Consider the following 11,449-nt stretch of genomic DNA (forward strand, 5'->3'; position numbering starts at 1 on the left):
TTCGTGTTCGGCCTGTGGATACCCGGGGGTAGTGACAGGTTGTAATGAAAATTGCTCAGTGATCACGAATTGCCACTAGGCAGCGGGGCGTCCGAGCCGTAGCATCTTGCAGGCTGACCGGTCTTACACGAGGGGGCGAGGGGTGACCGAGGTTCAAATGCCGCACACCCACGACCGGGTCGAGCTCAGGGATCTGGCCGCACTGGCGGCGGGTGGGGATCCGGGGGCTCTGAACGATCTGCTGACCAGGGTGCGCGCGGTCGCTCATCGGTACGTGCGGTCCCGGTTGTGGACCTATCCCGGCGGCGCCGACATGGTCGACGACGTCGCGCAGGAGGTCTGTGTCGCGGTCTTCGGGGCGCTCGGGCGCTACCGCGACGAGGGACGGCCGTTCGAGGCGTTCGTGTACGGGATCGCGGCCCGCAAGGTCGCCGACGCCCAGCGTGCGTTCGCGGTCGCCGACGTGTCGACACCGGACCTTCCGGACGGGGCCGACGAGTCCCCGACGCCGGAAGAGCACGCGGTCAGACACTCCGAGGTCCAGCACATCGTGGGCCTGCTGGAAAGATTGCCGGAGAAGCTGCGGGAGATCCTGCGGCTCCGGGTGGTAGCGGGGATGTCAGCCGAAGAGACCGGCCGGGCACTGGGGATGACACCGGGGGCGGTGAGGGTCGCACAACATCGGGCGTTGAACACGCTCAGGGGGTTTGTGGGGCATGAGGCAAAGCTCGAGCGAGGAGCAGGGGAGGAGCGGAATGGCTGAGCGCTTTGACTTAGACGCGATCGAAGCCGACGACGCGCTGCTCGACCTGCTCGCAGCCGGTGGGGAGTCCGCGTGGGAGGCGGGCGAGCACGACCCGACGCTGAAACTGCTGGCCGATCTCCGGCTCGCGGTCGAGGTCGAGGGTGAGCTCCCGGTGGAGACCATCGACGACCCGGAGACGTTCCTGGCCCGCTGCGCGGCCCTGAACCCGGTGACCGACCCGTTCACCCGCAAGATCGCCGCCCGCGGTCTGGCCGTCGGCGTCGCCGCCGTGGCCGCGCTGTCGGTGTCGGGGGTCGCGGCCGCGGTGAACGGCGACCCGCTGGCGCCGTACGAGAAGATCGTCGAGAAGGTCGTCGAGCAGCTGCGGCCGGAGACGAGCTTCCCCAAGGAACAGCTCGACGGCATGCCGGTCGTCGACAAGTCCAAGATCGTCAAGGTCGCCAAGGACTACCAGCAGAAGCAGGCCGACCTGCGCGAGGTCGAGCAGCGCAAGGCCGAGCAGCGGCTGACCGATCCGCTCGCGCTCGGGCTGACCGAGCTCGAGACGGTGATGCCGAAGCCGCCGCTGGCCCGGCCCGAGCCGCCGAAGGTGGAGGACAAGGCCGGTACCCGCGACCCGCTGCTCCCGCCGGCCCAGCCGGGCGAGGAGAAGCCGGTCGACAAGCCGACCACTCCGGTGGACGAGCCGACCGACGACCCGACGGACAAGCCGAGCGACCCGCCGAGCACGCCGGTCGACGAGCCCACGGACCCGCCGACCACGCCGACGGACCCGCCGCCGACCACTCCGACCGAGGAGCCGACCGACCAGCCCAGCGAGGGTGGCGGCGGCAACAACAACGGCCAGACCGACACGCCTGGTTCGGACCCGTCGACGCAGCCGAGCGAAGGCAGCGGCGAGACCGGTACGCCGGGTGGCGAGACCGGTGTCCCCGGCGGCCAGACCGGCGTCGGCGACGGGGAGACCCAGACCGGCTCGGGCGACACCAAGCCGGGTGACACCAAGCCGGAGGACCAGCCGGCCGGTGACCAGACCGGTGGCGGCCGCAACGACGGCGAGCAGACCGGTGGCGCGGACCAGACCGGCGGCGCAGGCCAGACCGACGGCGCCGACCAGACCGGTGGCGCGACCGACTCCAAGCCGGCCGACGACTCCACGCCCGCCGACGACGCCAAGCCGGCGCTGCCGCCCGAGACGCCGGCCGAGCCGACCCGCCTCGAGCAGTACGTGAACAAGCGGCTCGAGGCTTCGGCCAAGCACTCCAACGGCCAGTTCTCGCTGGGCTGGGCCAAGCAGCAGTACGCCAAGGGCAAGCACTCCAACGGCCAGTACGTCGAGGGCCGGCACGCCGCCTTCGAGCGGGCGCACGGCTCGATGAACCCGGTCACCCTGCGCCAGATCCTCTGGGTGCTGAACCACCCGACCGGCCGCTGACCTGACACAAGGCGGGTTCCCCCACGGAACCCGCCTTGTCCACAGCCGCGGGGACCGATGCGGGGGACCAGGCGCGGGCGGCATACCATGGTGTCCCGTTCTCGCCGTGCAAAGGTGCCTGCAACCCTCATGGACATCACCCCCTCCGGAGTTCCCGACAAGTTCGCCGTCCTCGGTCTGACCTTCGACGACGTGCTGCTGCAGCCCAACGAGTCCGACGTGATCCCGTCCGAGGCGATCACCCGCTCCAAGGTCAGCCGCAACATCGAGGTGAACATCCCGCTGCTGTCCAGCGCGATGGACACCGTCACCGAGGCCCGGATGGCGATCGCGATGGCCCGCCAGGGCGGCCTGGGCGTGCTGCACCGCAACCTCTCGATCGAGGACCAGGCCCAGCAGGTCGACCTGGTCAAGCGCTCGGAGTCCGGGATGATCGCGCAGCCGATCACCATCGGCCCGGACGCCACCATCGGCGAGGCCGACGCCCTGTGCGGCCAGTACCGGATCTCCGGTGTCCCGGTCGTCGACGACGCCGGCGTCCTGGTCGGCATCGTGACGAACCGCGACATGCGCTTCGAGACCAGCCAGGACCGGCCGGTCCGCGAGGTGATGACCAAGCAGCCGCTGATCACCGGCAAGCAGGGCATCTCCGCCGACGACGCGATGGCGCTGCTCAGCCGGCACAAGGTGGAGAAGCTGCCGCTGGTCGACGACGCGGGCAAGCTGACCGGCCTGATCACGCTGAAGGACTTCGTCAAGCGCGACCAGTTCCCGCTGTCCACCAAGGACGCGACCGGCCGGCTGCGCGTCGGCGGCGCGATCGGCTTCTTCGGCGAGGCGTACAAGCGCGCGATGACCCTGGTCGAGGCCGGCGTCGACCTGCTCGTGGTGGACACCGCGCACGGTCACTCCCAGGCCCAGCTGGAGATCATCCGCAAGCTCAAGGCCGACCCGGCCACCCGCGGCGTCGACGTCGTCGGCGGCAACGTCGGGACCCGCGGCGGCGCGCAGGCGCTGGTCGACGCGGGCGCGGACGGCGTCAAGGTCGGCGTCGGCCCGGGCTCGATCTGTACGACGCGCGTCGTGTCCGGCGTCGGCGTCCCGCAGGTGACCGCGATCTACGAGGCGTCGCTGGCCTGCAAGCCGGCCGGCGTCCCGGTGATCGGCGACGGTGGTCTGCAGTACTCCGGTGACATCGCCAAGGCGCTGGTCGCCGGCGCCGACACCGTGATGCTGGGCTCGCTGCTGGCCGGCTGCGAGGAGTCGCCGGGCGACCTGGTCTTCATCAACGGCAAGCAGTTCAAGGCGTACCGCGGGATGGGTTCGCTGGGCGCGATGCAGTCCGGCGGCCTGCGCAAGTCGTACTCCAAGGACCGGTACTTCCAGAGCGACGTCGGCAGCGACGAGAAGCTGATCGCCGAGGGTGTCGAGGGCCAGGTGCCGTACCGCGGCCCGCTGTCCGCGGTCGCCCACCAGCTGATCGGCGGCCTGCGCCAGTCGATGTGGTACACCGGCGCCCGCACGGTCCCGGAGCTGCAGGACAAGGGCCGGTTCGTCCGGATCACCTCGGCCGGCCTGCAGGAGTCGCACCCGCACGACATCCAGATGACGGTCGAAGCGCCGAACTACTCCGGCCGCTGACCCGCCAACGTTAGGACAACCACCAGATGACCGAGATCGAGATCGGCCGGGCCAAGCGCGGCCGGCAGGCGTACGCGTTCGACGACATCGCGATCGTGCCGTCGCGGCGGACCCGGGACCCCGAGGAGGTCTCGGTCGCCTGGCAGATCGACGCGTACCGCTTCGAACTGCCGATCCTGGCCGCGCCGATGGACTCGGTGATGTCGCCGGCCACCGCGATCGCGATCGGCAAGGCCGGCGGTCTCGGTGTGCTGAACCTCGAGGGTCTGTGGACGCGCTTCGAGGACCCGAGCTCGCTGCTCGAGGAGATCGTCACCCTCGGGCGCGAGCAGGCCACCACCCGGTTGCAGGAGATCTACTCGGCGCCGATCAAGCCCGAGCTGATCTCGCAGCGGGTGCAGGAGATCCGCGACTCCGGTGTCACGGTCGCCGGTGCGTTGTCGCCGCAGCGGACCAAGCAGTTCGCCAAGCACGTGGTCGACGCGGGTGTCGACCTGTTCGTCATCCGCGGTACGACGGTCTCGGCCGAGCACGTCTCCGGCCAGGCCGAGCCGCTGAACCTGAAGCAGTTCATCTACGACCTCGACGTCCCGGTCATCGTCGGCGGTTGCGCGACGCACCAGGCCGCGCTGCACCTGATGCGGACCGGCGCGGCCGGCGTACTGGTCGGCTTCGGCGGCGGCGCCGCGCACACGACCCGCAAGGTGCTCGGTGTCGCGGTGCCGATGGCGTCGGCGGTCGCCGACGTCGCCGCGGCCCGGCGCGACTACATGGACGAGTCCGGCGGTCGGTACGTGCACGTCATCGCCGACGGCTCGGTCGGGCGCTCGGGCGACGTGGCGAAGGCGATCGCCTGCGGCGCCGACGCGGTGATGGTCGGCTCGCCGCTGGCCCGCGCGAGCGACGCCCCCGGTGGCGGTTTCCACTGGGGCGCCGAAGCGTGGCACGCGGACCTCCCGCGCGGTGAGCGGGTCGAGGTCGGCGTCACCGGCACCATGGAGCAGATCCTGTTCGGCCCGTCCTGGGTCCCGGACGGCACGATGAACCTGGTCGGCGCCCTGAAGCGCGCGATGGCCACCACCGGGTACACCGAGCTGAAGGAGTTCCAGCGCGTCGAAGTTGTCGTGGGCTGACATTCTGACGGACCGCCGCGGTCGAGGGGTGGACTCGCCGTTCGTGAGGTGAGACACCTGTGGCGGCTGCTCGTGGGTTGGGCGGTTCTGGAAGGATTGGCCTATGGGACTGTTCAGCCGCCGCACCGAAGCCGACAACGTCGCCCTCGCCGCTGCGCGGGCGCAACTCTCCTCCGAGGACGTCGACCAGGTCCGTTTCCTGCTCACCACGCGGAAGAGCGTTTTCGCGGTGAAGTACGTGATGGACCGGACCGGGTCGGAGCTCAAGCACGCCAAGGAGCTGGTCGACGACATCCGCCTCGGCCGCTATGTCCCCCCGGTCACCGGTACGCCGGTCGTCCGGCTCCCCGGCACGAATCTCGCCGAGCGGACCCGGGCGCTGAAGGCGTCCGGTGAGCTCCACCAGGCGACCGCGCTGGTGGTCAGCGAAACCGGCATGACCGAAGCCGAAGCCGGCCTGTTCGTCGGAGCCCTGCAGGCCTAGCCCCGGGCCGCCGCCGTTCAGGACAGCTGTGCGTTGTCAGCTGTCCAGGTCACGTCCCGCCCGAACGCCCCGAGCAACCGAGCCACCGGATCGGATCCACTCGGCACCCGTTCCGCGATCGCCCCACCGTCCCGGTACGCCGCCTCCCGCTGCGCGAACCACCCGGCGACCTCACTGACGACCTCCGGATCCATCCGCGGCGTTGCCCCGATCGCCACCGCGAGATCCCACCCGTGCACCAGCAGATCGGCCGAGAGCTGACGCAGGTACTCGCCGGTGTCCTCCTCGCCGTACGAGAGCTGCACGACCGGAACCGCGTCGGCCGTCGCTCCAACCGCCGCCGAAGCGGCCTCCGCCGCAGCCGCCGCCGGATCCTCGCCCAGCAGATCCCCGTCCAGCGTGTCACCGACGTCCGCGATCGATCGTCCCGCGAGCAACGGCACCGCCCACCGCTCCTCGCCGACCACGTGGTTCACCAGCGCCCGCACGTCCCACTCCGAGCACGGCGTCGGCGCACCCCACTGCTCGGCACCAACCGCCCCCACCTGCCGAACGAACTCCGCCCCGGCCCGCTGATGCATCTCGACAACATCCATGGCGCTCGCCCCCTCAGCGCCAGAGTGCGCCCGCTACGCCGAGCGGTCAATCCGGGCCAGGTCGGCGGCGGCAACCGGTCGCGACGGCGTCCAGGTCGTCGCCGTACTTCGCGACTGTCACGTCTGCAGCTGAGCCGCCGCCTCGTGCGCGTGCTGCGACGCCAGGAAGTCGCCCTTGGCGGCCAGCAGGTCGCCGTGGTGGCGGTAGCAGGAGCCGGCCAGGTCGGCGACCTCGGTGTCGCTGGTGGTGAACGGGATCAGCGCGGTCGCGACCTCGGCGCTCCAGCCCGCGAGGTCGAGCGCCATCTCGGTCTGCCCGGCCGCGTGGTACGCCTCGGAGATGTCGAGCAGCAGCCGTGCCCAGATCGGCGCGTAGGTGCTGGTCTCGTAGCGCATCCGGTGCGACTCGCGCTCGGACGAGATCGCGAACAGGTAGTGCGCCTCGAGCCCGAGCGTCAGCGCGGTCTCCGCGTCGTGCGCGAGCAGCGGGCGGACCAGCTCGGCCAGCTCGGTCGCGCGCACGCAGGCCGACTCCGGATCCGTCCGGCCCGAGACGGTCGCCAGCGTCATCCCCGGTGCCGGCTCGCTCAGTGCCAGCAGCCGGTAGTACTGCTCGAACGGCCCGAGCTTGATCTCGGCCGTCTCCAGCGCGGTCCGCAGCGACGGCGGGATGCCGCGGTCCAGTTCGTCGACGACGCGTTGCGCCGCCTCCTCGTCCGTGGCGAACGCGGTCCGCAGGCAGTTCTCACCTTCGAGGACGCGTCCGACCTGGTTGAGGTGCCGGCCCTTGCGAGCCAGCGCGGCGACCAGCGTGCGCAGGTCGGTCGCGGACTCCGAGTCGGCGAGCGTGTCCGCCGTACTGAGTCCGATCTCGTCCGCTTCGAGCGCCAGGTCGAGCCGGCTCTCGGCGGCGTGGATGTCGGCCGACACCGCGGTCGCGGAGCACAGGTACCGCGCGTAGGACAGCGACTGGGCGCTCTCGTTGATCTGCCCGGCCAGCTGCAGGAACAGTTGCACGGCGGCGTCGGCGGAGGCCACCGCCAGGTCCGGGTCGCCGTACCGGCGCAGGATGAGTGCGTTCATCGCCAGCACCCGGGCGAAGTCGGGCTGGTGGTGCAGACTGTCCGGCCCGCCGACGAGCTGTCCGTACGCGATCACCGCGCCGTCCATCTCCAGTACGGCGGTGGCGCCCCACCCGCGATGCGCCTGCGTCATCGCCCGCCGGGCCCGGACGTCGGCCAGGAACGAGGTCGCGTCCAGCACGCCGGCGTCGCTCAGCTCGGTGTAGCCCAGCTGGGCCTCGTGGAGCGCGGCCAGCGCCTCCTCGTGCCGCCCCGACGCGTTCAGCGAGCCGGCCAGCTCGTACTGCGTGGCCGCCATCAGGTGCTTGGCCTCGTAGTGGTCCGGCCGGTCGCTGGCCCGCTCCCGGGCCAGCTCGATCACCCGTTGCTGGTAGGGCCCGGCCTCGTCGGCGCGGCCCTCCTCGATCAGCACCTGGGCGGTCTGCAGCGCCTCACCGAGCTCGTCCTCAGGAGGCGTCCAAAGCCCCCCGCTGTCCACCATCGTGTGCTTCCACCCCTTCGCTGACTCAACGGATCACCTTAGTGCCAACCGCAGTGATCCACCTCACCTCGACCCGTGAGTCCCGTGCCAATGGCGCACTACTGACACATCTGATTACCCACAGGTAGCCTGGGTCAATGAGCGAGCAGACCTCGATCCCCGCGGACCCCGAGCTGGACCCGACCGCGTCCTGGGCCACCGACCAGTCGGCCGTCCGGCGGCTGAGCGGTCTGCTCCGGGCCACGGCAGGCACCCGTACGTCGTACGCGCCGGCCACCGGGCAGCCGGTCGCCGAGCTGCCGCTGTCCAGCGCCGACGACGTGGTCGCCGCGGTCCGGGCCGCGCGCCGGACGCAGCGCAGCTGGAAGGGCACGTCGCTGGCCGACCGGGCCGCGATCCTGCTCCGGTACCACGACCTCGTGCTCGACCACCGCCACGAGCTGGTCGACCTGGTCATCCTGGAATCCGGCAAGGCCCGCAAGCAGGCCTTCGAGGAGGTCGGCCACGTCGCGCTGACCGCCCGGTACTACGCGCGCAAGGCGGCCGAGCTGCTCGGGCCGCAGCGCAAGCTCGGCATGTTCCCGGTGCTGACCCGGGCCGAGCAGCGGTTCGTGCCGAAGGGCGTCGTCGGGATCATCTCGCCCTGGAACTATCCGCTGACGATGGCGATCTCCGACGGCCTGCCCGCGATCCTGGCCGGAAACGCGGTCGTGCTCAAGCCGGACAGCCAGACCCCGCTGACCGCGCTGCGAGCGGTCGAGCTGCTCCACGAGGCCGGTTTGCCGCGCGACGCCTGGCAGGTCGTGAACGGTGACGGCCCGACTGTCGGCGGAGCGATCATCCAGAACGTCGACTACATCTGCTTCACCGGCTCGACCAGGACCGGCCGGCTGGTCGCGCAGCAGGCCGGTGAGCGACTGATCGGCGCCAGCCTCGAGCTTGGTGGCAAGAACCCGATGCTCGTGCTGCGCGACGCCGACGTGCACCGCGCGGCCGAGGGCGCGATCCGGGCCTGCTTCAACAGCGGCGGCCAGCTCTGCGTCTCGATGGAACGCCTGTACGTCGCCGACCAGATCTACGACGCGTTCGTGACCGCGTTCCTGGACCGGGTGAAGAAGCTGCGGCTCTCGGCCGGCACCGGCTGGGACGTCGACATGGGTTCGCTGATCTCGAAGGCGCAGCTGGAGACGGTCAGCCGGCACGTCGACGATGCCAAGGCCAAGGGCGCCGTCGTACTCGCTGGTGGCAAGGCCCGTCCGGACCTCGGCCCGCTGTTCTACGAGCCGACCGTGCTGTCCGGCGTGACGCCGGAGATGGAGTGCTTCGACAACGAGACCTTCGGGCCGGTCGTCTCGCTCTACCGGTTCTCCGACGAGTCCGAGGCGATCGAGCGCGCGAACGAGGGCGAGTACGGCCTGAACGCCAGCGTCTGGACCCGCGACGGCCGCCGCGGCCGCGCGATCGCGGCCCAGCTGGTGGCCGGCACGGTCAACGTCAACGAGGGCTACGCCGCGACCTTCGGCTCGATCGACACCCCGATGGGCGGCATGCGGTCCTCCGGCCTCGGCCGCCGCCAGGGCGTCGAGGGCATCCGCCGGTACGTCGACCCGCAGGCGATCGCCACCCAGCGGGTGCTGCCGATCGCCGCGTCGCACGGCATCAGCGACGAGACGTACGCCGAGGTGCTGGTCACGGCCATGCGGGTGCTGAAGAAACTGGGACGCGCGTAGGGTGCCCACCGGCCAGGCTGCACGAAGGAGGACGGCATGAGTTTCGACCACGACGTGCTGATCATCGGCTCCGGGTTCGGCGGCAGCGTGAGCGCGCTGCGGCTGACCGAGAAGGGCTACCAGGTCGCGGTCCTGGAGGCGGGCGCGCGGTTCGACGACGCGGGGTTCGCGAAGAACTCCTGGGACAAGAACCGGTTCCTGTTCGCGCCGTCGCTCGGCTGGTACGGGATCCAGCGGATCAGCGCGCTGCGGGACGTGATCATCCTGTCCGGCGCGGGCGTCGGCGGCGGCAGCCTGGTCTACGCCAACACCTTGTACGAGCCGTTGCCGGCCTTCTACGCCGACCGCCAGTGGGCGCACATCACCGACTGGAAGGCCGAGCTGGCGCCGTACTACGACCAGGCCAAGCGGATGCTCGGCGTCACGACGTACCCGCACTTCACGCCGGCCGACGAGGTGATGAAGCAGGTCGCCGACGAGATGGGGGCCGGGGACACCTTCCACCCGACGCCGGTCGGGGTGTTCTTCGGCGAGCCCGGGGTCGAGGTCGACGACCCGTTCTTCGGCGGCGCCGGGCCGCGGCGTACGGGGTGCATCGACTGCGGCGAGTGCATGACCGGGTGCCGGCACAACGCGAAGAACACGCTGACCAAGAACTACCTCTACCTGGCCGAGAAGGCCGGCGCGGAGGTCTTCCCGATGACCACGGTGACGTCGGTCGAGCCGCTGCCCGGCGGCGGCTACGCGGTCGAGACCCGGCGTACGTCGAACCGCAAGCTCACGCGCAGGTTCACCGCCGAGCAGGTGGTCTTCGCCGCCTCCGCGCTCGGGACGGCGAAGCTGCTGCACCGGCTGCGCGACGAGGGCAAACTGCCGAAGGTGTCGCGCCGGCTCGGCGTACTGACCCGGACGAACTCCGAGTCCCTGCTTGGCGCGATCGCGAAGGACCGCGACGTCGACTACAGCCGCGGGGTGGCGATCACGTCGTCGTTCCACCCCGACGAGATCACCCACATCGAGCCGGTCCGCTACGGCAAGGGCAGCAACGCGATGTCGTTGCTGCAGACCGTGCTGACCGACGGCGACGGGGACCGGCCGCGCTGGCGGACCTGGCTGCGTGAGCTGGGGATCCAGCGGAAGAACATCCGGCGGCTGTACGACCTGAAGCACTGGTCGGAGCGGACGGTGATCGCGCTGGTGATGCAGACCGCGGACAACTCGATCACCACCTTCGGCAGGCGGGACCGGTTCGGCCGCTGGCGGCTGACCTCGAAACAGGGGCACGGTGCCCCGAACCCGTCCTGGATCCCGGTCGCGAACCAGGTGGTCCGGCGGATGGCGACGATCATGCGCGGGACGCCGGGCGGGACGATCGGGGAGCCGTTCAACGTGCCGATGACGGCGCACTTCATCGGCGGCTGCGCGATCGGTGACTCGGCCGAGACGGGCGTGGTCGACGCGTACCACCGGGTCTACGGGTACGACGGGCTGCACATCGTGGACGGGTCGACGATCTCGGCGAACCTGGGTGTCAACCCGTCGCTGACGATCACCGCCCAGGCGGAGCGGGCGCTGGCGTTCTGGCCGAACAAGGGGCAGCCGGATCCGCGGCCGGCGGCCGGTACGGCGTACCAGCGAGTGACCGCGGTGGCGCCGGAGCACCCGGTCGTACCGGCCGATGCGCCGGGTGCGTTGCGGCTGCCGATTGTCGAGATCAATCAGCCTGTGACGAAACCGTAACTGGCTGGAAATAGCGAAAAACCCTCAGCTTCGAGGTATTTCCGGAGCTGAGGGTTTGTGTTTAGTGCCAGAAAAGGGAGCAGGTCCCTCGGGAACGTTTCCGCCCAAATCGTTTCCCGAGGGACCCACTCAAGCCGGGGTGAGGCGCCCGGCGCTTTGGGATCGGGTCACCAACCACAGCTGGCGACCCGAGCTCGTAACCTCACTCTACATCCTCAATCTGGAGTTTCGAGCGGCAGCGAGTGAATGTGATCACTCTGCGTGCTGTTCGTAATACTCCAGGTTTCGGAGTGGCGGTCTTCCTTGCGGCGACCGCCTCTGCACACATCAACGAGCCCGTCTACAAGGGGTTACGAGGTTC

The 11,449-nt window shown here is 70.3% G+C and carries 9 protein-coding genes; 7 read left to right on the plus strand and 2 right to left on the minus strand.

From position 1 onward, the window contains the following. Positions 1-142 precede the first annotated feature (142 nt). From shbA to ACZ6Z4_RS21160, 5 genes are all read left to right on the plus strand, one after another. Positions 143-763 carry an RNA polymerase sigma factor ShbA gene (gene shbA, locus ACZ6Z4_RS21140; RefSeq protein WP_465566890.1) on the plus strand — a complete coding sequence of 207 codons (621 nt, stop codon included), beginning with the start codon at positions 143-145 and terminating at the stop codon, positions 761-763. After that, on the plus strand, positions 756-2,201 hold the full coding sequence (locus ACZ6Z4_RS21145) for a hypothetical protein (RefSeq protein WP_465566893.1): 1,446 nt from the start codon (positions 756-758) through the stop codon (positions 2,199-2,201). The genes shbA and ACZ6Z4_RS21145 overlap by 8 nt, the downstream gene beginning before the upstream one ends. A gap of 129 nt (positions 2,202-2,330) precedes the next feature. Continuing rightward, a complete protein-coding gene (gene guaB / locus ACZ6Z4_RS21150; protein ID WP_465566896.1) occupies positions 2,331-3,842 on the plus strand; it encodes an IMP dehydrogenase in 1,512 nt (503 codons plus the stop codon). Positions 3,843-3,868: 26 nt separating this feature from the next. Continuing rightward, a complete protein-coding gene (locus ACZ6Z4_RS21155; protein WP_363666116.1) occupies positions 3,869-4,975 on the plus strand; it encodes a GuaB3 family IMP dehydrogenase-related protein in 1,107 nt (368 codons plus the stop codon). Positions 4,976-5,078: 103 nt separating this feature from the next. Then, on the plus strand, positions 5,079-5,459 hold the full coding sequence (locus ACZ6Z4_RS21160) for a hypothetical protein (protein WP_465566901.1): 381 nt from the start codon (positions 5,079-5,081) through the stop codon (positions 5,457-5,459). A 17-nt stretch (positions 5,460-5,476) separates the two neighbouring features. Here ACZ6Z4_RS21160 and ACZ6Z4_RS21165 read toward each other — a convergent pair whose 3' ends face one another. Both ACZ6Z4_RS21165 and ACZ6Z4_RS21170 read right to left on the minus strand, forming a co-directional pair. After that, positions 5,477-6,055 (minus strand): TIGR03086 family metal-binding protein, encoded by a 579-nt coding sequence (locus tag ACZ6Z4_RS21165; protein ID WP_465566904.1) that lies wholly within the window; start codon positions 6,053-6,055, stop codon positions 5,477-5,479. 117 nt (positions 6,056-6,172) lie between these two features. Beyond that, positions 6,173-7,618 (minus strand): hypothetical protein, encoded by a 1,446-nt coding sequence (locus tag ACZ6Z4_RS21170; protein WP_465566907.1) that lies wholly within the window; start codon positions 7,616-7,618, stop codon positions 6,173-6,175. A 137-nt stretch (positions 7,619-7,755) separates the two neighbouring features. Between ACZ6Z4_RS21170 and ACZ6Z4_RS21175 the strand changes: the two genes are divergently transcribed. Both ACZ6Z4_RS21175 and ACZ6Z4_RS21180 read left to right on the plus strand, forming a co-directional pair. Next, the gene (locus ACZ6Z4_RS21175) at positions 7,756-9,348 is read left to right on the plus strand and encodes a succinic semialdehyde dehydrogenase (protein ID WP_465566909.1); all 1,593 of its coding nucleotides are present in this window, start codon (positions 7,756-7,758) and stop codon (positions 9,346-9,348) included. Between the two features lie 36 nt (positions 9,349-9,384). After that, a complete protein-coding gene (locus tag ACZ6Z4_RS21180; protein ID WP_465566912.1) occupies positions 9,385-11,088 on the plus strand; it encodes a GMC oxidoreductase in 1,704 nt (567 codons plus the stop codon). Positions 11,089-11,449: the final 361 nt, after the last annotated feature.

The sequence above is a fragment of the Kribbella sp. NPDC104740 genome (assembly GCF_055583505.1).